Source organism: Adlercreutzia sp. CNCM I-6215 (genome assembly GCF_977072315.1).
This window is the reverse complement of the sequence record NZ_CDRVMA010000017.1, coordinates 1-19,118: the sequence shown is the minus strand read 5'-3', so window position 1 is coordinate 19,118 and position 19,118 is coordinate 1. Positions and strand designations below refer to the sequence as shown.

Here is a 19,118-nt window from a genome sequence, read left to right as displayed (position 1 = left end):
TCGGTGACGGCAGCGCGCTACGCCCTGGACTGGGCGAGCCGTTGCCGTCTAATCCAACGCTTCTTGTCGCAGTGTCTACAGGTCGGTGGCAACAAGGCGGCCTGGGCTGCGGCTCCAACCCAATCGCCTAGGATGGCCCACAGACCCTCGCGCTTGCCGCCGTGCTACCGCAGGCGTTGCAGGCGCGGGCCTTTTAGAAGCTGCGAGAAAGGAACCGTCATGGCCACAATTTCGAATCCGTTCGTGATGGAAGTGCCGCGCAAGCTGACTGACGAGGAGCTCGTCAACGCCATTCGCCAGGACATCATCGGGGAGCTTGAGGCTATCCACGAGTACGACGCCCACGTCCAGGCGACGGATAACGAGGATGCGAAGAAGGTGCTCTCCGACATCCGCGACGAGGAGCGCGAGCATATGGGCGAGCTGCTGGAGCTTTTGGAGCGCCTGGCGCCCGACGAGAAGGCCCTGCACGACGAGGGCCGCGGCGAAGTGCGCGAGATGCTGGACAAGTAGCGCGCCTGGAGCCGAGAACGGCCCGCCGCGATTGGTCTTGGGATATCGCGATCAGTCTATGAGAGCGCTGCCGGACGTATCGGTTCGGCAGCGCTCTTGTCGTTGGACGGGGCCGATATGGCCGCTGGGACGCCGGCACCGTCGGGCTCGCTTTCCGCCAGCTCGTTGCGCTCCACGGCCACGAGGGTCTGGGCCACCACGGCGTTGACGAGGGAGAGGCTGCCGCTATCCACATCCCCCGAGGAGCAGTCGATGGCCACCACCCCGTACAGGCGCCCCTTCATGCCGAGCGGCAGGTACTTCTCCCGCTCGTCGCGGTAGCCCGGCTCGCCGTAGCCGGTGGGCGCGCGACGCTCGTAGCAGTCGCGGGCCGCCGCGCTGCCCGCGGCCGGCGGCTCCCCCAAGGTGATGGTCACCGGCCGCCTCAGCACCCGGGTCAGGAACTCCTGGGCGAAGCTGCAGGCCGCCTGCGGGGTGGAGCTCTCCAGCAGCCCGACGCTCAGCCGATTCAGCCGCCCCAGCGCGCAGGCCGTGCGCTCGGCCGCCTGCACCTGGCGGCTCATGCGGTGGGTTATCACGCCCATGATGAGCGACACGACGAGGAAGATGACGAGCGCCGCCACGTCGGTGCGGCTGAGCACCTTCAGCGTGAAGAGGGGCGCGGTGAACAGGAAGTCGTAGGAGAGCAGGTAGGCCACTCCCAGCGCGGCGCCCCACAGCCCCGAGTCGGTCTCCAGGCTGGCGATGAGCACGCCCAGCACGAAGACGGGGAAGGCCACAAGCGTGCTCACCCCCAAGAGCGAGAAGCCCCACACGGCGGCCAAGCCGGCCCCGTAGAGCAGGGCGAAGGCGACCAAGTTGCGCAGGACGCGCCGTGCCGAGAGGGAGCTTCTCAGCGGGAATCTGCGACTGCTAGCGGCCATGGCGAACTCCTTTCCGAATCATCGACGCCAAGGTGCCCACCCCCATGAACAAAGGGATGATCTCGAGACGGCCCAGAAGCATCCCGGCGCTCCCGATCAGCAGCGGCGCGGGGCCGCTTTCCGCGCCGAGGAAGCCCGTGCCCACGCCGGTGCTGCCGAGGCACGAGATGAAGTCGAACACCGCCTCCTGCAGGGTGGCCCCGCAGAGGATGAGCGCGAACGCACCGGCCGCGCACAGCAGCAGGTACAGCACCACGTAGGTCTGGGCCTCGGCCACGTCCACCTCGGTGAGCACCGACCGCTTCCCGAAACGGTTGATCTTGATGCTCGTCACGTGGCGCTTGTTACCGTAGCGCTCGTGCAAATCGTGGCCGAGCCCCAGCGAGGCGACGGCGACGCGGTAGAGCTTGATACCGCCGGAGGTGGAGCGCGCCTCGGCCCCGACGAGCATGAGCAGGCCGAACAGGAACAGGAGCGCCGGCCCCAGATCGGCGAAGGAGGGGATGGTCTGAAACCCCGTGGAGGTCAGGATCGACACGACCTGGAACGTGCCCTGCCGCAGCGCCTCGGCTCCGTCGCCGCTGACGCCCTGGCCCAGGAAGAAACCGGCCACCACCAGGGCCATAATAGCGATGGTGCCGAAGTACAGCGGCGTCTCGATATGGGTGAGGAACGCCTTGAGCTTGCCGCGCAGCAGCAGGAACAGCAGAAGGAAGTTCGTGCCGCCGGCCACCATGAGCACGATGGTGATGGCCTCGATGACCGGGCTGTTCCAATAGGCGATGCTCTCGCCGTGGGTGGCGAACCCGCCGGTGGGCACGGCGCACATGGAGATGTTGATGGCGTCGAAGGGGGTCATGCCGGCCGCCCAGTAGGCCACGGCGCCGGCGATGATGAGCCCGTTGTAGATGAGCAGGATCATGCGGGCGGTCTTGGCGGCGCTCGGCAGCAAGTGGTCGGTGTGGCCCTCGGCGTTGTACACGCCCAGGCCGCCGGTCTGGGTCACTACGCAGGTGAGGATGAGCACGAGCCCCACACCGCCGAGGTAGCAGGTGAGGCTGCGGTGGAACAGGAAGATGGCCGGGCAGGCGTCCACGTCCACCACGCTTAAGCCCGTGGTGGTCAGCCCGCTGGTGGACTCGAAGACGGCCTGGACGGGGGAGAGCAGCCCCGCGGCCACGTAGGGCAGCGCGTAGACGGCGATGGCGAGAACCCAGACCAGCACCGTGCACGCGGCGGCCTGCCCGCGGGTAAGGCGGGCGCCCGGGGCGGGGTCGGGCGAGGCGAAGTACATGAGGTAGCCCGCCATGGCCGCGCCGATCCCGGGGAAGATGAAGCACGGCGCGAGGGCCACCTCGTCGGGGTAGGCCGGCAGCACCGCCAGGGGTGCCAAGCCCGCCAGGCCGACGAACATGACGGCCACGCCCACGTAGCGCGCGAGCAGGGGCCCGGGGCCGGAGCGCTCGCCGCCCGGCTCGCCCAGGGCGATGGCCGGCGCAAGGTTGTCGCCGCGCGTCTTTCCCATGGCGGTCACCGGCGCTCTTTCCCCAAGTGGTGCCACGAGCCCAGAATCGAGCGGAAGGGCGAGGGGGCACCGGGGTCTTCCTCGTCGTCGGCGGTGCCGTCGGCGCCGTCCCCTTCGCCGTTGCCGGCCTCGGCCGCAGCGGCGGCCACCGTCGCCGCGGCCGAGGCCTTCGCGTCGGCGGGGTCGGGAAGCTCCAGGGCCCCGCGAATGGCCTGGGCCAGGGTGGCCGTGGCGCTGATGGCCGCCGTGACGCCCAGCTGGCGGAAGATGGCCGTGTTCTCGGGGTTGGACACGATGCACAGCTGGATGCGGATGCCGAGGAACTTCTTGGCCACCTGGCAGATGGCCAAATTGTCGGCGTCGAGGCCGGTGAGGGCCACGATGGCGTCGAACCCGGCGACGCCGGCCTCCTCGAGCACGGCCAGCTTCATGCCGTTGCCCCAGATCACCGTGCCGTCATGGCGGCTGGAGAGGTACTCGCAGAAGCGGCGGTCGTCGTTGATGGCCACGACGGTGTCGACGGTTTCAGCTAAGGCGCCCATCAGATAATCGGCCCGGGAGCGGCCGCCCACGATCACCACTCTCATAGGTCGGCCTCCTTCCGCGTCAGCCCGGTGAGGCGGAAGAACTCGTCCTCGCAGATGCGATGGGGGCAGATGGGGGCGATGCCCATGTCGTCGAGGATGTCCGCCAAAGCGTCGTCGTCCACGAGGGGCAGCACGTGGGGCACGCCGAAGATCTCGCTGGCCAGCTCGGCGATGAGCAGGTTGGAGGCGTCGTCGTCCGTGGCGGCCACCAGGTGGGTGGCCCGGCGCACGCCGCACTCCTCCAGCACCAGGGCGCTCTTGCCGTCGCCGGTGAGCGTCTCGCCGTCGAAATCGGGCCCCAGCCCGTCCAGGGCGTCCTCCTGCATGTCCGCCACGATGACGTCGTGGCCGGCCGCCGAGAGCGCCTGGGCCACGGCGCACCCGAACAGGCTGCATCCGACCACGATAATGCGGGCCCTCTTCGCCACTGCTTGTTCCTCCTTCGCGCAGGTCTTTTCACGGGAAAATGCTAATGATTGCAACGGCGGCGGAAGGCGAGAAGGGCGAACTGTCACCAAGCAGTGACGGGGCCGAGGACTGGTAGGGCGCCCGAATGGCGAGGTCGCGGTAGAGCCTATGAAACGGTAACGGATGGCCGTCGGCTCATGCCGGCCGGGGAACTGGTGGAACGAGCACGTGAACTGCGCCATCGCCCTGTGGTGCGATGAGGCGACCTTCCGCGCCGTGCAGGCCTGCGCCGAGGACCGCCGCGCCCATACCGGCACCTACAACCTCATCACCTACAACTGCCTCACCTTCTGCGACGAGGCGCTGGCGGCCGGCGGCATCCACCTGCTCACGGAAAGCGGCCGCGAGCTGCACACCATCGTCCCCAAGGACGCCTTTAGGGACGTGGACCGGGTGGAGGACGCCCATCCCTTCGAGGCGTGGAAGTACTGGTTCCCCCTCGGCGAGCCGCCGTCAAACGGCCTGCGCACCATCCAGGACGTCCCTGGTCGGGACAAGCCGTTGGAATAAGCGCTGCGATCTCGGCATTTATCTGGTACAATCTCGCCTTTCTGGAAGACGGGCGCCCCATGATGCGAGGATTGCCGAAAGTCGGCGGAGAGGTGGCGTCGGGTGTTGGACGGCTGTGTGGGGTAAAAGGCCACGGACGGCGGCCGGACGAGGCACGCGAGCTGAGCGGGAAACGGGAGACGAGAAGATAAAAAGTGAGGAGGGGCGATGATCGTTGAGACCATGAAGGGCTATCGAGCGGCCGATCTGCCGAAGGACGCCGTCGCGGGCCTGGTTATCGCCGCGCTTTCCATCCCCATTGCTATGGGCTATGCGGAGGTGGTGGGGCTGCCGGCCATCTATGGCCTATGGGCCTCCATCGTGGCACCGCTGGCCTTCGGTCTGCTCACCGGCACGCGGCGGGTGGTCTTCGGCATGGATTCGGCCGCGGCCGCCATGACCGCCTCGATGCTCGCCGCCGCCGGCATTGCGGTCCAGGGCCAGGACGCCATTGTCTCCGCCATGCCCCTGCTCACCCTGTTCACAGCCTTGTTCCTGCTGCTGCTCGGCTGGGCCGGTGCCGGTCGCCTGATCCGCCGTATGCCGCTGCCGGTCATGCACGGGTTCATCTTCGGCATCGCGCTCACCGTGGTCATCGGCCAAGTGCCGCTGCTTCTGGGCACGACGGCCGACACCTCCGGCGCCATCGTGTCGAAGGTCGCCGCCATTGTCTCGTGCCTGCCGGGCGCCTCGTGGGCCTGCGCCGTGGTGTCGGCTCTCTGTATCGCTGGCATGTATCTCCTGAAGCGCTTCTTCCCGAAAGTGCCCTCGGCCATCGTGGTGCTCGTCGCGGCCGCGCTTGTGTGCAACGGGCTGGCGGCGGCGGGGCTTCCCATCGTCTTCCTTCCACAGGTATCGGGCACGCTTCCCCATATTGCGACCGTGCTGCCCGAGGGGCTCGACATCGTGGCACTGCTTCTGGCCGCCTTCGCCATCGCGGTGGTGGTGTCGCTGGAATCTTTGCTGTGTGTCGAGGCGTTCTCGGCGGGCGATGTGCCCGCGCCGTCTCCCGACGGCGAGATGCGCACCTTCGGCCTGGCCAACGCGCTGGTGGGCCTCATCGGCTGCCCGCCGTGCTCGGCCTCCATGTCGCGCACGGCTGCGGGCATCGCCTCGGGCTCCCTCTCCCAGGTGGCCAGCGTGTTCTCGGCCCTCATTGTGGCCGTGGTCGCCTTCGCCGCCGGCTCGTTCATGGGCTTTCTGCCCCGCTGCGCCCTGTCGGCCATCGTCGTGGTGGCCCTGCTCGACATTGTCGACTTCGGGAAGATCACCACCTACGCCTTAAAGACGCGCCGGGAGTTCATGGTCTTCGCCGCCTCGGCGGCCCTCGTGGTGCTGCTCGGCGCCGTGGCGGGCATCCTGGGCGGTTTCATTCTGGCGCTCGCCCTGCGCGCCGGCCGAGAGAAGATCGACACCTCCGGCCCCGAGCTTTTGGGCGCGGTGCCCTACAAGCCCGACGATCTGCCGGCGAAGAAGGACATCGAGGTGGGCTACGCGCTCGGCATCGCGAAGCTCTCGGGCGATTTGTCCTTCATGAACATCGCGAAGGCCCAGGAGGAGATAGAGGCCGCCGCTGCCGGCAACGAGGCTCTCATCCTGAAGCTGTCGAAGCTCGACACCATCGACACGACCGCCGCCGACAAGCTGGACGAGACGCTGGATTCCCTCATGGCGCGCGGCGTGCACGTGAAGCTCGTGCGGCCCATCAAGGAGACGAGCGACCACTATACCCGCTACGAGCTGCGCCGACTCATGCAGGACTTCAAGTTCTACCCGTCGGTGCGCACGGCCATGCACTCGCTGGCCGAGGAGTACGCGGCCGGTATGGAACCCCAGCGCCCCGACACCTGGCTCGCCGATGCGCCGGCGCCGCGCCGGTTGCGGAAAGTGGCGGCCGAGGCCTCCATCATCGACGGCGATCGTCCCGTGGTGGCCATCGCCGGCTTGCGCAACCACGCCGGCGACGTCGTGGACTCCGACGGCGCCCCCTTTCTGGAGGACATTCGCGGCAAGTTGTCGTTTCTGCAGTCCCGCCGCGCCTTCCAGTTCTCTGCCGACTATTTGGAAGGGGCCGCGCGCGGGCAGGCCGACGAAAACGGGCACTTCTTCTCGAAGCTGCTTTTGTGGGACGAGGTGACCGGCGAGGTGGTGCTCGACTACCGCGGCGGCGCCATGCGAATTTGCCGCGACGAGGCGGTGGCCGTGGCCCTCATGGAGCCCATCGACCGCACCATCCGCGAGTTCGCCCTGGCGCAGTGAGCGTCGCGCTTAAGCGCCTGGCGCGTGGTGAGGGCGCTGTCGGGTGTGCGCTCTCTGGAGGGTGCTTCCGGCTATTCCTCCAGCTCTCGCTCCAGCTGGCGACGGCGGTCGATGGCGCTGTGGAAGGTGGCGGCAAACAGAATGCGCTCGCTCAGAAGTAATATCAATGCTGGGTTCGCGTGCCGTTTTCATTTCGGGTACACTGAAATGCGTCGCAAAGGGAAATGGAGTGGGAATGCCGAAAAAGGGAAGATTGTTCGAAAAATCCGCAGACGCATCAATGGTATTCGTGGTGTTGGCGTTGGCATTCGCCTGGTCGATCGATGCCGGAGCTCCCCTCGGAGGCTATGCCCCCTCGATACGCTTCGATTACCTGCTTTTGGGTTCCTGCTGTGCGCTTGCCGCCCTTATCCCTGGGGCTGTGCGAAAAATGACTTCTTCGGTATGCCCGCGAGGGTTGGTAATCTCGGGGTTTGCGGGGGTTTTGCTGTCAGTGGCGAGTACCTGGGGCGGTGCGATTCTGGCATATGCAGCTGCACTTTGCACGGTTGTCTTCCAAACTGTCGTGCTGTTGGGGTGTTTCGCCAGGCTCTCGCGACTGAAAATGACATTAGTGCTGCTGTGGCTCGCCTTTTGGCTTTGTGCGACGGGGGCTCTCATCGTCGTTATTGCCCTGCTGCCCTCTTCTCTCCATCAAATAATCGCCAACGGCGTGGCGACGGTGCTTATCGTCCTTTTCCTGCTTGCTTCCCGAAAGGGGTTTGTCGTTCCGGGGGATTTGCGGGGAGGTGACATTGACGATAGCGCTTCGCAACCTTTTTTGCCCGTGGGGCTGTTCGTGGTGCAGTTCGCCGTTCTTTTCGTGATCAAGGCATGTGGGGTTATCGCTTCTCCGCACTTTGTCCTTGCATCGGGCCTGGGCTTCGCCATTGCGGCTCTGACGGTTGTCGCTTTCTCCCTCTTCGGAGGCAAGGTCATCAAACTGAAGGGATTGTATAACCTTTCGTTGCTTTGCGCCGAGCTGGCTCTTTTAGCTGCATCGCTGGGAGCGATGGGGTATCTGGCTGCCGGTGCTCTCAACGGAGTGGCCTACGCTTTCTTCGCAGTGTTCTGCTTTGCCGTTTACTGCGCCATCTGCCTGAGACATAGGCTCGATCCGATAAGAATTTTCGCCATCGCCATCGCGTGCGAATGCTTCGCATCGATTGCCGGCATTCAGTTTTGCATGGTCGCGCGCGATGCTGGCATCGACCTGGGAACCATCCTCGTGTTCCTTTCGGCGCTGCTGGCGGTGACCTTCTTGTTCTTGTTCAGCGATGCCCAGTATCGCTCAGATTGGGGAACAAAACGCTCGCGACCTTCCGTTGATAGCGTGATCAAGTACTATTACACTTTGCCGGACGTGTGCACGGCTCTTGCGAAACAGTACGGATTATCGAAGCGGGAGGAAACGGTTCTTCAGCTGCTCGCGCAGAAAAAGACTGCTTCCGACATTGCGACCGAATTGTTCATTTCTATACCAACGGTCAAAACTCATACGCAGAGCATTTACCGGAAATTCGATATACACAGTCGGGCAGAGTTGCTTGCCCTCCTCGATGCCGAGATGCCCGTTTCCGAGGAGGCCGATTAGGCCATTCGTCAAGCGGGCAAGCGCGCCCCGCCCGGTGCCATTGCCCGGGCGGGGCGCGCTGCCTATGCGGGAAGGGCTCGCTAAAGGCCGAGGGCGTCGCAGGCGCTTTCGGCGCAAACGAATCCTGTTGTGCAGGCACCTCCTTGGCATGTTCCACCCATTAATCCATAGGGATAGTCGTTGAAGTACATTGAGCCGTTGTCCTGTCCGGCCGCATAGAGTCCCTCGACGATATCGCCATCGGAATTGACGGCGCGGCACCAGTAATCGGTGCTGACGCCGCCGTTGGTGCCGTAGGCGCAGGCGACGATCTTCGCGGCATAGAAGGGGGCTTTCAGCACGGGAGTTTTTTCTCCGGGCATGGTGCCGAAGGAGTCGGCGTCCGTCCCTGTGGCTGCGTGGTCGTTGTATTCGGCGATAGTGGTGGTGAAGGCGGTGGTATCAATTCCCATTTGGGCCGCCAGACCCTCAAGGGTGTCGTCGACGAATACGGCAGGGCTGTTCTCGCACTCTTTCGCGAAATCTCCTTCGGAAATTCCACTGCCGTAGTTGAAATCGCCGAATCCGCCATACGTTGCGACATGATCGGCGTCGAACACCGCAAAGGCGGCCTTTTGGCTCGATACTGCTGTGTTGAGCATCGAAGTGTTGAGCTCTTCCAGTTTCGCTTCATTGTAGAACCGCACGCCGGCGTGGTTCACGAAGGGAAGTGGCTTGCCTGCGGGCAGGAGGGCATCGGGCATATCGACGCGCCAGGAGGGGCACCAGACGGTGAAGATAGTCAGTTGACTGTCCCATGCCGAGCCCTCGATGGTGGTGAGCCCATAATTGACCGTGGTGGGTGCGTGCCGAGCTGCGCCCGCAGCGAGAGCCATGTTGATGCCGTCGCCATCTTGGCCCTCGAAGCTCATGAATTTAATGCGCTCAGCGGGTACGCGCAGCCACTCCTTTCCCATATCCACGTTGCTCGCAAAGCCGCCTGTCGCCATGATGACCGATTTCGCGTTAATGCGAACAATGCCGTCGGCTTCCTGGGCGTAGACGCCTTTGACGGTTCCGTTGTCGACAATGATGTTTACAGCGGGGGTTTCCAACCTGAAATCAAGATTGTCCAAGGTCTCTCCGTACTCCCATAAGGGCGTGAGAACTCCCGTGCCGATGTTCATCCAGTTGCCTTGAGCGTCAACAGGGCTGTAGTGGGGCTTTTTGGGGTTTCCGCTGTAAACCAGGCTGGCACCATGGGATACGGCCCAGTCAACAGCTTTGCCGCTAAAGTCGAAGTAGGTTTGGAAAGCCTCTGTTTTGGCCCCCCAGTTGTGCCAATCCATAAGGGCCGTATAAATGCCGTTGAGATCGCTAGCCTCACCCGTGGCACGTTGCTGCTCTCCATCGAATGCGGTGAGGCCCTCGGTGATCGTGGAAGTTCCCCCTTTGGCAGTTGTCTTCTCGAGCCAAATAACATGGGCGCCGCGCTCTGCCGCCCTGATGGCGGCAAAAGTGCCGGCGCTTCCCGATCCTACGACGACCACGTCTGCGTCTTCGGTACGGACGATGTCCTTCTCGGTTACATCGAGCGTGCGCGCATAGGCCGGGTAGGTCGGGGTGATAACCTGATCGCTTCCCGTTTCTGCCGTAGGTGTGCCCGAACTGCTCTCGGTGGAAGAGCAGCCGACGAGTCCTAAAGCTGCAATGCCCGAAACGGCTGCGCCTCCAATCAAGAAGTTGCGACGTGTAACTGATTTCTCCATGATGCCCTCCTTTACGTGAATGCCTCGCGTCGGTGGATTCCTCGTTGGAACTGCCGACGTCTCGGTGCCATGATCGGAGAAACGAGAGAATCGCGGGCATTATGAATGGGATGAAAAGGCGTCGAAGAGGGATGAGAAAGGGGATGAAAAAGGTCGTTTGACCCGGTTAGGGGCTATTCGTCCACGTACAGCGCGGAACTGTTGCGTGGCGCTTATTCCTCCAGTTTGCGCTCCAGTTGGCGGCGGCGGTCGATGGCGCTGCGGAAGGTGGCGGCGAACAGTACGAACGCCAGAATGAACGCCAGGGTGAAGTACACGATGCCGATGGCGATGTCCCCGCCCCACATCACGTTCTCTATGCCGACGATCTGCACTTCCGCGAGAATGCGCATGGCTGTTGTGGTGATGCCCAGTCCGAGGCCGCACAGAAGGGCCACCAAGGCCACGTAGTCCCAAGGGATGCGATCCGATTGGGCGATGCGCGCGTGGGTGTCGAAGGCGCCGCTGCGCACTTGCAGGTAGGTGGAAATGAGCCCCGAGCCGAGAATCACAATGAGCAGGGCGGTATCCACGGGGAAGACCGATTGGCCCAAAGGCGTGAGCAGGGGATGGCCGGTCGTTTCGGCCACCTGGTTCAGCATGATGCCGTAGTACAGGCACAGCGCCGAGCCGATAATGAGAATGGTGTAGCCAATGGCGGCGCAGCGGTTCGCCTCGGCCGCCAGGCACTCGTCCTTCGGCCCCATGATTTCATTCCAGCGATCGATGATCTTCATAACGGAACCTCCTCGTTCCAGGGTGGTGTCGTGACGGTAGGGTGGCTTCTGTTTCGAGCATGAGTTCTGCTCACGATGCGTCGTCGTCCCAAAACAAGTCATTCAGGGTGACTCCCAGAGTTTTGCAAATGGCGACGCACAACTTGAGGCTCGGGTTGTAGCGTCCCGCCTCGATAAGCCCGATGGTCTGTCGCGTGGCGCCCACGGCCTCGGCGAGATCGCTCTGGGAAAGACCGCGCCGCGTGCGGGCAACTTTCATCCGCAGGTTCTTCTCTTCTCTCACGAAGCGCCTCGCTCCTTTCTGGATATTTTCCGCCACGTCGCGTTTGGGTGGCGTGCGCCCACGGCTCTCGCAGATTTCTAGAAATGTAAAATATATCTTGCATTTGTAAAGTATATATTGCATTTCAGAGTTGTCAAGGGGGCATGTTGGTTCAGCGGAATGGGAATGGTCGGCGCGGGGAGGGTGTAGGGTACAATAGCTCCATCAGTTGAAATAGGCGGATGAGGGGCCCGTGAGCTGATGCCACGCTGGTGAACTCGATGGATGCCATCGAAGGGTAACGCGACCGAGAGAAAGGCTGGCTATGGAATTGGTTGCGAAGCGGTTTAACGAACTGAGTCTGGACGAGTACCACGAGCTTTTGAAGCTGCGCTGTGCGGTGTTTCTCGTGGAACAGCAGAGCCCCTACCAGGAGGTGGACGACGCCGACAAGGAGGCCGTCCACCTGTGCTTTCGCAACGATGAGGGGGCGCTTGCCGCCTACGCGCGGGTGCTGCCGGCCGGCGTCACGCACCCGACGGCCTCCATCGGGCGCGTCATCGCCGTGGAGCGCGGGTGCGGCATGGGCCAGCGCATCATGGAAGAGGCCATCCGCGTGGCCCAGCAGGAATTGGACGCCGACGTCATCACTATCGAGGCCCAGGCCTACGCCCAGGGCTTCTACGAGAGGCTCGGTTTCGTGCGCACCTCCGACGAGTTCGACGACGGCGGCATCATGCACGTGGAGATGAAGCTCGCGCGCTAGCGAAGGCCCGCCGAACCAGGGCGCTTGGGGTTCGGCGCCATGCGAGCGACGCGCTGTCCGTACGCTAGTCCCGTGCCCGCACCGGATGCCGCAGAACCGTCTTTAGCTTCTCGGGCGCGGTGCGGCGCGGATCCGACAGGTAAATCTCGTGGTGGTGGCGCCCCTCGGCCGTGTCCGACATATCGTTCGCGAGCCCCTGCTCGGCGACGAAGGCATCGAGCAGCGCCACCGTGGCCGGCTCGTCGTCGTAGGGGCCCAGATGCATGATCTGGGCGCACAGGCCTTCGTCGATGACCAGCAGCTCGGCGGCCGTGGTATCCAGCCCCTTCTTGCGGGCCGCCTCCTCCTTCGCCCACTCGAACTCGTCAGGCGTCACGAAATCGGGCAGGCGGATGGCGGCAATCCAGTGGAACGTTGCCTTGTTCGCGAAGTCGACGCCTTCCACGCCCGGCTGCCACCAGAAGCCCTCCAACGGGGGCACTACGAAATCGTAGTAGCCGTCGATGCGGTGGTCGCCCATTTTCGACATCTTGATGGTATAGGCGATGGCGTACAGCACGCCGACGGCCTCCTTGTAGGCGCCGCCCTCCACGTTGGGGTCGCCCTCGCCGCGCACGGCCACAAAGGTCATGGGCGGCACGGACACCAGCTCAGGAGTGCGTTTCGGCAAGTAGAACTCTTTGTATTCCTTCTTGAAATCGAACGCCACGGAAGCTCCTTCCGATGTAAGGGTGAATTGGCGGATAGCGCTATGCTACCACAGGCTAAAGGTCGGATGCTCGCCAAGGGCGTGCGGCTTCGGTGCGCCACGCGCCTGCCGGCCCTGCGCGTGACGCCTCCTCCGACGATCGAGGCGGCTGCTTAGGCGATCGCGTGGCGGCGTCCCTCCCATCGGCGCAATCGGCAACGGCCCCGTGCCAGCTTGCCGTTCGCAAGGCGTCTTCTGCCTCGCTTTTGCTACGGTGGAGCGAAACCTGAGGAAGGAGTTGCGAACATGCTGCAGAGCGAACTGGACGGCAAGCGCGTGGTGGTGGCCCTGGGTGGTAATGCCTTGGGGGAGACGCCGGGTGAGCAGCTGAAGCTTTTGGAAAACACGTCGAAGAATCTGGCCCACATGGTGAAGGAGGGCATCAACGTCGTGGTGACCCATGGCAACGGCCCGCAGGTCGGTATCATCGACGAGGCGTTCGAAGTGGCGTCGAAGGACAAGGATGCCCAGGTGCCGCCCATGCCGCTCTCCGATTGCAACGCCATGAGCCAGGGATACATCGGGGCCCAGCTCTCCTGCGCGCTGCGCAACGAGTTTCGCCGGCAGGACATCATGCGCGAGGTGGCCAACGTGCCGACCCATGTGGTGGTCGACGCCGACGACCCCGCTTTCAAGGATTACGAGAAGCCCATCGGCGCCTTCATGACCGAGACCGAGGCCCGTGCCTTCGCGAAGGCCACGGGATACCAGGTGCGCGAGGACTCCGGTCGCGGCTGGCGGCGCGTGGTGCCGAGCCCCGTGCCCCAGGACATCGTGGAGTTGGAGACCATCCGCGATCTCATGGAAGACGGCTGCGTGGTGATCGCGGCCGGGGGCGGCGGCATCCCCGTCACGGTGAGCGACGGGATGCGCACCGCCGTGGACGCCATCGTGGACAAGGATCTCACGAGCGCGATTCTCGCCTGGCGCGTGCGGGCCGACATCCTCGTCATCCTGACGGCGGTGGAGAAGGTCTACCTCGATTTCGGGAAGCCGACGCAGAAGGCCCTTGACGCCATGACCGTCTCCGAGGCCCGCGCCTACATGGAGCAGGGACAGTTCGCGCCCGGTTCCATGCTGCCGAAGGTGCAGGCCTGCGTGAAGTTCGTGGAGGCGCACCCGGGCGGCCGCGCCGTCATCACCTCGCTCGACCACGCCGCCGCCGGCCTGCGCGGCGAAACCGGCACGCTTATCGTGGCTGACGAGAAGTAGCGCCCGCCGCGCTGAGGCCTACCGCCAGGACTACTTAGGCCGCAACCCCTTCGGCTACTGCCACGTGAACCTCGCCGACGCCCGCGCCTTCGCAAAAGAACATGCGGCGGATTTCGGCTCAGACGATTCTGGCGTATTCCCAGGTAAAGGGTCACCCTTGGAGGGGTAGATAAGGCGCAGGAGGCGATTTACCACCTCGGAAGCGATTTCTCCCAAAGACGCAAACTGGTTTCATGGGCCCTCCAACGACGCGGTCGCAGGGGCCGACACCCTGAGGCCGTTGCATCAACGAGGGCAGGAATCCAAAGGAGGAATCATGGAAATCACGCGCAGGAACTTTCTCACCGGGGCGGCAGCCATGGGCGGCCTTGCCGCTTTCGGGCTGGCAGGGTGCGCTCCGAAGAGCGTGCAGGCCGATGCGGACGAGGCGCTGGCCGAGACGGGAGGCGAGACTTCCGCAACGGCGACCGAGGGCGCGGAGGTAACCCCCGAGCCCACGCCCGACGCCACCGTCGACGCCGACGTCGTGGTGATCGGCGGCGGCGCCTCGGGCCTGTGCGCCGCCATTTCGGCGGCCCAGAATGGGGCGAAGGTAGTGCTCTTCGAGAAGCAGGCGCAGCTGGGCGGCAACGGCATGATGCCCGAGGGCCTGTTCGCCGTGAACTCGCCCAAGCAGGCCGAGCTCGGCATCGAGAGTCCCCGCAAGATCGACATCATCGCCAACGAATTCCAATTCAACAACTTCCGCATCACCTACGACTACTGGTCGAACTACATCGACGGCTCCGGCGAGAGCATCGCGTGGCTGCTCGATCTGGGCGTGGTCATCGAACGCGTGGAGAGCATGTTCGGTTCGCCCGAGGTGTTCCATTATGGCGAGGGTGGCCATTGCGAGCAGATGATCGAGACGCTTATTGCGGCGACGGATACGCTGGGCGTCGATGTGCACCTGAACGCCCCGGCCATTCGCCTGAAGCAGGAGGACGGTGCAGTGGTGGGCGCCTACGCGGAGGGCCCCGAAGGCGTCATCTTGGCCAACGCCAAGGCCGTCATTCTGACCTCGGGCGGTTTCTCGGGCGATACGGAGAAGGTGCGCGAGTTGGTGGGCTATGACACCACCTACATGCAGACGCCCCGAACCCCGCCAACGTCGGCGACGGCATGCGCATGGCCTTCGAAATGGGGGCGGCCTCGGCGCCGGCGGCCTGCCTCACGGCCAGCCGATCCGTCGGCGATGTGCGCGGCACCGACCTCTTCGTCGTCTCCGCCGGCCAGCCGTTCCTATGGCTCAACGAGCTTGGCCATCGCTACATTTGGGAGGACCTTGGAACCCAGAGCATGACGCTTGTCGTGCGCGCCAACATGGCCCAGAAGAAGGCCTTCAGCATTTTCGACAGCGAGGAATTCGATCGACTTTGCAACGAGGGCGCTCCTCTGAAGCGGTACCGCACCCTGGCCCATACGCCGCTGATGAACTTGGCCGACGAGATCGAGCAGGCTCTTGAGACGCCCGAGATCGAAGGCGCTAAGCTGGCCTATCGCGCCGACACCATCGAGGAACTTGCCGAGCAGATGGGCATCGACGCCGAAGAGGCCGTGAAGGCAGTGGAGCGCTACAACGAGCTGTGCGAAAAAGGCATCGACGAGGACTTCGGAAAGGCTGCCGAGTACCTTATCCCCGTGAAGACGCCGCCCTTCTACGGGTTCCGCGAGACGCTGGAGTGCCAGACCTCCCTGGGCGGCATCGACATCGATCCCTTCAACCGCGTCGTGGATGCCGCCGGCGCCGTCATCCCCGGCCTGTGGGCCGGCGGCTCGGACGCCAGCAAGCTCACGATGGAAAGCTACAACATCGAGGTCCCGGGCTCGCTGCTGGGCTACTGCGTGTACTCGGGCCGCACTATGGGCAAGGCGGCGGCGGAATACGCCAAAGCCTAACGTCCCGCGAATCGCCCTCCCCTTTTAGCAGCCGACATGGTATCCGGAACCTCCCTTTCGGTACAATGTCGGCTGCGGCATAGGCAGACGATGCGGAAGGGGAGAGTCGCGATGGCGAAGGTGCTTCTTGGAACGAGTGCGGGCAACGGCAATAGCGCGCTCCAGGATTGGAGCGGTCTTCTCAGCCTCCGCCTCACGGTCGGGCCGGCTGCCTATATTGTGCTCACGGTGATGGTGCTCCAGCACCCCGTTCTCTCCAACCACGCCATCGCGTTGACCGGGGACGTGCTTCTCGGGCTTTCCGTGGCGGGCCTGGCCAATGTCCTTGCATTTCTCGGCCTCGCGCTTCTGTACGCGTGGCGCCGCATCGTCTTCCATGGGCTGCGCTATCAGGCGATTGTGGCCGTTCTCTTGGTGGCGGGCATTGTTGGCGAATTCGCGTTGAGCGCGGCCGGCGAGGGGGTGCTCGTTCCCATGGTGGCGGCCAACGTCCTTTCCGGGGTGGGGCTCGCGTGCCTGGCGGTAGGCCAGGTGCGCCTGTTTGCCGGCGCTCCGTCGCGTCAAGCGGCTGCCAATCTGTTTGTGGGGATGTTCGGCGCCGCTCTTGTGATCGCCCTGGCCGCCGTGCTCGACTCGCTGCTCTCCCTGCTCGTCTGTCTGCTGCTCGTCGGCGTCTCCTTTGCCGCCCTTGGTGCGGAAAGCGGCCGAGGCGCGGCGGCGCGCTACGGAGAGAAAACGCCCCTTGCGATCCCGTGGAAGCTCGTGGCGACGCTGGCGGTGCAAGGGCTGTCGACGGGCTTCGTCCAGAAATCGGGAGTCCTCGCCTCCCAGGAGGGGTTCTTCCTCGCTGAGGGAATCGCGTTTGCTCTCGCCGACATTCTTGCGCTCGTGTTCCTCTGGCGCCTCAATCGCGATTTCAACCACCTGCTCTACGTTATCGCCTTTCCTCTGCTGGCACTGGGCCACTTGGCCATGGTCCTTATGGGGGAGACCCTGGGCGCGGTTGTCGTGCACGAGATCGGCTATCGTTTCATCATGTTCCTCTCATGGATGCTCGCGGCCTGGGTGATCAAGCACAAAGAGCTCTCGGCGAACTGGGTGTGGCCCTGCATTATGTGCGCCTTCGTGGGCGGTCGCGTGGCGGGCATGGCGTGCGGGACGCTCCTGGGCTCTATCGGGGGCGCCGATGGGGCGGCCGCCGCGCAGATGGTCGCCGTGTTCGTTGTGCTTTTCAGCGCGCTGCTGCTGTTCGGGGGCGCTGGGGTCGGGGACGGCTGGGGAATGAGCCGCGCTGCAACCGATGGCGAGAATGCGCCGGGGAACGCTTCGGAGGCGGCCGTCGCCGCCGTTGCCCACGAGTACGGGTTGACGCCCCGGGAGACGGAGATCGTCTCGCTGCTCGCGCGCGGGCGCGACCAGGCCTTCATTGCCGAATATCTGCATATTTCGGTGGATACGGTGAAGACCCATCGCCGCAGTATCTATCGCAAACTCGACATTCACTCCCATCAGGAGCTGCTGACCCTTCTGGAGGACGCCCGAGCGACGCTGGGCGACGACGCTTCCCCCAGGATCGCCGACGCCGCGCCAACGCTGCTCGCCTAGAAGACCGCCGCGCGTTCAAGAGCGCCATGCCGTAGATGCGAAAATGGGATCTTATACGAACATGGCCATGAACTGCGGCAATGTCACCTTGCAACCATCTTCTCCAATGTTGCCATCGATGAGCTTGTAAGCCAGCTGGGGACGATACTGTTCGATGTAGGCATTAAGGGAAGGAGTCGCCCCTCGTTTCGACTTAACCTCTACCGGCACTGCTTCTCCGCCTTCCTCAACGAAGAACTCTATCTCTTGTTCGCTGTTTTCGCGCTTATAGTAAAAGACGGATTTGCCGCGCTTCGACAGCATATCGAAAATAAGGTTCTCGTAAATGCCGCCTTTGGCAGGACCCTTCAGCAGCCCTTGGAAAAGCGCGCTTTGCGTCTCGAAACCAAACATATGCGTGCACAAGCCGATGTCGCTGGCGTATATCTTAAACTCGCCTGGTTTTTCGTAGGCTCTGAGAGGCAAAATGGGAAGCGACACGTTTGACACCGAGCTCACCAAACCCGCATCGATGAGCCAATCGATAGAGGAGCCAAATTTGCGCTCAGTGCCTCTCTTCTCGATCTTCGAGAACTGAAACTTGGTGTACTCTTTCGCGAGTTGCCGAGGCAGTGAACGATACACTTGGCGAATCTTGGGCTTATCTGGGTCGGTGGCGTATTTCTCGATGTCGGCTTCGTAAGCGCGAAGAATTTTCTCCTGCTCTTCGTAGGCTCTCTGGAAATCGTCGGTTTCTACATAAGCATCCACTACGGCGGGCATGCCACCGACGACAAGGTATTCTCGCAACAGCCCCTGAAGCCGATCGAGGGTTCCTTCGTCGAGCTTCTCTCGCCTCTTGAAGGCATCGCGCAGCAAATCAATGGCCTCTCGGGTCACGCCTCTGGCCCAGAGAAACTCCTCGAAGTCGAGACTGTGCATGATGACCTCGCGTTCGTAGCCGACCGGTATTGAGATCTCGCTGTCCGGCTCATCCTCGTCTCTCTTGTAGTGAATGCCCAGAAGCGATCCCGAGGCAATCACATCGATGCGTTCGTCCAGGGCGAGGAACTTCAGCGCTGTCCGTGCTTTTCGGCATGCTTGGATTTCGTCGAGAAAAAGCAGCGTCGATCTTGGTACGATACGTGCGTTAGAGACCTGCAAAGATAATCGCTTGATTACGGAGGAGGGGTCAAGCGGTCCTTCGAAGATGGCCTTGTACTCGGGATTCTTGATGAAATTGATCGAGATGCAGCTTGCGTATTCGGCGGCTCCAAAATGCTCCACGAGAAACGTCTTGCCTACTTGTCGCGCCCCATTAATGAGCAGGCATTCTTTCTCGTGATTCTCCTTCCAGTGGATAAGATTTTGATAGAATTTGCGCTCCAGCATAGAAGCCTCCTAGAGATAATACGCTATGTATCTGGGATGATGCATCATTTTTGACGATACTATAGCGCATTTTTGCATCGTTTTTGACGATGTTACTCCATATTTTTGCATCATTTTCGACCTTTTTACTTGGACATGGGGGTGCGGACGTTTTTCCGGACGGCCTAGGCGGCCAGCCCCAGCCGCCTCCTGCGGCCGGCTATCGTATCGTACACCTTGCGCCCTCCCTCGTCGA

The 19,118-nt window shown here is 63.2% G+C and carries 17 protein-coding genes and 1 pseudogene; 9 read left to right on the top strand and 9 right to left on the bottom strand.

Features of this window, described 5'->3' with window-relative positions; all coding sequences use genetic code 11:
• The first annotated feature begins 219 nt into the window (after positions 1 to 219).
• Positions 220 to 513 carry a ferritin family protein gene (locus ACW4LP_RS11465; RefSeq protein WP_022740591.1) on the top strand — a complete coding sequence of 98 codons (294 nt, stop codon included), beginning with the start codon at positions 220 to 222 and terminating at the stop codon, positions 511 to 513.
• 56 nt (positions 514 to 569) lie between these two features.
• Here ACW4LP_RS11465 and ACW4LP_RS11460 read toward each other — a convergent pair whose 3' ends face one another.
• Genes ACW4LP_RS11460 through ACW4LP_RS11445 form a run of 4 tightly spaced genes read right to left on the bottom strand, consistent with a single transcriptional unit; the run spans position 570 to position 3,976 of the window.
• Complete coding sequence (locus ACW4LP_RS11460; RefSeq protein ID WP_455803832.1) at positions 570 to 1,436, bottom strand: DUF4118 domain-containing protein; 867 nt, start codon at positions 1,434 to 1,436, stop codon at positions 570 to 572.
• Positions 1,426 to 2,961, bottom strand: coding sequence for a TrkH family potassium uptake protein (locus ACW4LP_RS11455; protein WP_455803838.1), 1,536 nt, complete (start codon positions 2,959 to 2,961; stop codon positions 1,426 to 1,428). The genes ACW4LP_RS11460 and ACW4LP_RS11455 overlap by 11 nt, the downstream gene beginning before the upstream one ends.
• A gap of 5 nt (positions 2,962 to 2,966) precedes the next feature.
• Positions 2,967 to 3,548 (bottom strand): potassium channel family protein, encoded by a 582-nt coding sequence (locus ACW4LP_RS11450; protein ID WP_114539379.1) that lies wholly within the window; start codon positions 3,546 to 3,548, stop codon positions 2,967 to 2,969.
• Positions 3,545 to 3,976 (bottom strand): NAD-binding protein, encoded by a 432-nt coding sequence (locus tag ACW4LP_RS11445; protein ID WP_455803831.1) that lies wholly within the window; start codon positions 3,974 to 3,976, stop codon positions 3,545 to 3,547. The genes ACW4LP_RS11450 and ACW4LP_RS11445 overlap by 4 nt, the downstream gene beginning before the upstream one ends.
• 163 nt (positions 3,977 to 4,139) lie before the next feature.
• Between ACW4LP_RS11445 and ACW4LP_RS11440 the strand changes: the two genes are divergently transcribed.
• The 3 genes from ACW4LP_RS11440 (at position 4,140) to ACW4LP_RS11430 (ending at position 8,457) form a co-directional block, all read left to right on the top strand.
• Positions 4,140 to 4,526 (top strand): hypothetical protein, encoded by a 387-nt coding sequence (locus ACW4LP_RS11440; protein ID WP_455803830.1) that lies wholly within the window; start codon positions 4,140 to 4,142, stop codon positions 4,524 to 4,526.
• Positions 4,527 to 4,733: 207 nt separating this feature from the next.
• Positions 4,734 to 6,824 (top strand): SulP family inorganic anion transporter, encoded by a 2,091-nt coding sequence (locus tag ACW4LP_RS11435; protein ID WP_455803829.1) that lies wholly within the window; start codon positions 4,734 to 4,736, stop codon positions 6,822 to 6,824.
• 235 nt (positions 6,825 to 7,059) lie between these two features.
• Positions 7,060 to 8,457 carry a helix-turn-helix transcriptional regulator gene (locus ACW4LP_RS11430; RefSeq protein WP_455803828.1) on the top strand — a complete coding sequence of 466 codons (1,398 nt, stop codon included), beginning with the start codon at positions 7,060 to 7,062 and terminating at the stop codon, positions 8,455 to 8,457.
• A gap of 80 nt (positions 8,458 to 8,537) precedes the next feature.
• On the opposite strand, the gene ACW4LP_RS11425 is transcribed toward ACW4LP_RS11430, so the two are convergent.
• From ACW4LP_RS11425 to ACW4LP_RS11415, 3 genes are all read right to left on the bottom strand, one after another.
• Positions 8,538 to 10,205, bottom strand: coding sequence for an FAD-dependent oxidoreductase (locus ACW4LP_RS11425; RefSeq protein ID WP_455803827.1), 1,668 nt, complete (start codon positions 10,203 to 10,205; stop codon positions 8,538 to 8,540).
• Between the two features lie 212 nt (positions 10,206 to 10,417).
• Entirely contained in the window at positions 10,418 to 10,981 is a 564-nt protein-coding gene (locus ACW4LP_RS11420; protein WP_455803826.1) for a hypothetical protein, read from the bottom strand.
• 70 nt (positions 10,982 to 11,051) lie between these two features.
• The gene (locus ACW4LP_RS11415; protein WP_256156564.1) at positions 11,052 to 11,264 is read right to left on the bottom strand and encodes a helix-turn-helix transcriptional regulator; all 213 of its coding nucleotides are present in this window, start codon (positions 11,262 to 11,264) and stop codon (positions 11,052 to 11,054) included.
• Positions 11,265 to 11,568: 304 nt separating this feature from the next.
• On the opposite strand from ACW4LP_RS11415, the gene ACW4LP_RS11410 reads away from it, so the two are divergent.
• A complete protein-coding gene (locus ACW4LP_RS11410; protein ID WP_455803825.1) occupies positions 11,569 to 12,009 on the top strand; it encodes a GNAT family N-acetyltransferase in 441 nt (146 codons plus the stop codon).
• 64 nt (positions 12,010 to 12,073) lie between these two features.
• Here the strand turns inward: ACW4LP_RS11410 and ACW4LP_RS11405 are convergent, their stop codons facing one another.
• Positions 12,074 to 12,718 carry a GyrI-like domain-containing protein gene (locus ACW4LP_RS11405; RefSeq protein ID WP_455803824.1) on the bottom strand — a complete coding sequence of 215 codons (645 nt, stop codon included), beginning with the start codon at positions 12,716 to 12,718 and terminating at the stop codon, positions 12,074 to 12,076.
• Between the two features lie 285 nt (positions 12,719 to 13,003).
• Between ACW4LP_RS11405 and arcC the strand changes: the two genes are divergently transcribed.
• From arcC to ACW4LP_RS11385, 4 genes and pseudogenes are all read left to right on the top strand, one after another.
• Entirely contained in the window at positions 13,004 to 13,969 is a 966-nt protein-coding gene (gene arcC, locus ACW4LP_RS11400) for a carbamate kinase (protein WP_114549701.1), read from the top strand.
• 316 nt (positions 13,970 to 14,285) lie between these two features.
• Positions 14,286 to 15,134 (top strand): annotated as a pseudogene (locus ACW4LP_RS11395) (FAD-dependent oxidoreductase); the annotation flags it as partial.
• Positions 15,131 to 15,907: an FAD-binding protein gene (locus tag ACW4LP_RS11390; RefSeq protein WP_455803823.1), complete on the top strand. Its 777-nt coding sequence runs from the start codon at positions 15,131 to 15,133 to the stop codon at positions 15,905 to 15,907. The pseudogene ACW4LP_RS11395 and the gene ACW4LP_RS11390, both read left to right, overlap by 4 nt.
• A gap of 111 nt (positions 15,908 to 16,018) precedes the next feature.
• Complete coding sequence (locus tag ACW4LP_RS11385) at positions 16,019 to 17,512, top strand: helix-turn-helix transcriptional regulator (RefSeq protein ID WP_181815617.1); 1,494 nt, start codon at positions 16,019 to 16,021, stop codon at positions 17,510 to 17,512.
• Between the two features lie 51 nt (positions 17,513 to 17,563).
• On the opposite strand, the gene ACW4LP_RS11380 is transcribed toward ACW4LP_RS11385, so the two are convergent.
• Complete coding sequence (locus ACW4LP_RS11380; protein ID WP_114549703.1) at positions 17,564 to 18,883, bottom strand: ATP-binding protein; 1,320 nt, start codon at positions 18,881 to 18,883, stop codon at positions 17,564 to 17,566.
• Positions 18,884 to 19,118 lie beyond the last annotated feature (235 nt).

Bases quoted from the DNA above. Each gene is read 5' to 3' on its own strand.
- ACW4LP_RS11465 (WP_022740591.1), top strand. From the start codon at position 220: ATGGCCACAATTTCGAATCCGTTCGTGATGGAAGTGCCGCGCAAGCTG.
- ACW4LP_RS11460 (WP_455803832.1), bottom strand. From the start codon at position 1,436: ATGGCCGCTAGCAGTCGCAGATTCCCGCTGAGAAGCTCCCTCTCGGCA.
- ACW4LP_RS11455 (WP_455803838.1), bottom strand. From the start codon at position 2,961: ATGGGAAAGACGCGCGGCGACAACCTTGCGCCGGCCATCGCCCTGGGC.
- ACW4LP_RS11450 (WP_114539379.1), bottom strand. From the start codon at position 3,548: ATGAGAGTGGTGATCGTGGGCGGCCGCTCCCGGGCCGATTATCTGATG.
- ACW4LP_RS11440 (WP_455803830.1), top strand. From the start codon at position 4,140: ATGGCCGTCGGCTCATGCCGGCCGGGGAACTGGTGGAACGAGCACGTG.
- ACW4LP_RS11435 (WP_455803829.1), top strand. From the start codon at position 4,734: ATGATCGTTGAGACCATGAAGGGCTATCGAGCGGCCGATCTGCCGAAG.
- ACW4LP_RS11430 (WP_455803828.1), top strand. From the start codon at position 7,060: ATGCCGAAAAAGGGAAGATTGTTCGAAAAATCCGCAGACGCATCAATG.
- ACW4LP_RS11425 (WP_455803827.1), bottom strand. From the start codon at position 10,205: ATGGAGAAATCAGTTACACGTCGCAACTTCTTGATTGGAGGCGCAGCC.
- ACW4LP_RS11420 (WP_455803826.1), bottom strand. From the start codon at position 10,981: ATGAAGATCATCGATCGCTGGAATGAAATCATGGGGCCGAAGGACGAG.
- ACW4LP_RS11410 (WP_455803825.1), top strand. From the start codon at position 11,569: ATGGAATTGGTTGCGAAGCGGTTTAACGAACTGAGTCTGGACGAGTAC.
- arcC (WP_114549701.1), top strand. From the start codon at position 13,004: ATGCTGCAGAGCGAACTGGACGGCAAGCGCGTGGTGGTGGCCCTGGGT.
- ACW4LP_RS11390 (WP_455803823.1), top strand. From the start codon at position 15,131: ATGCGCATGGCCTTCGAAATGGGGGCGGCCTCGGCGCCGGCGGCCTGC.
- ACW4LP_RS11385 (WP_181815617.1), top strand. From the start codon at position 16,019: ATGGCGAAGGTGCTTCTTGGAACGAGTGCGGGCAACGGCAATAGCGCG.
- ACW4LP_RS11380 (WP_114549703.1), bottom strand. From the start codon at position 18,883: ATGCTGGAGCGCAAATTCTATCAAAATCTTATCCACTGGAAGGAGAAT.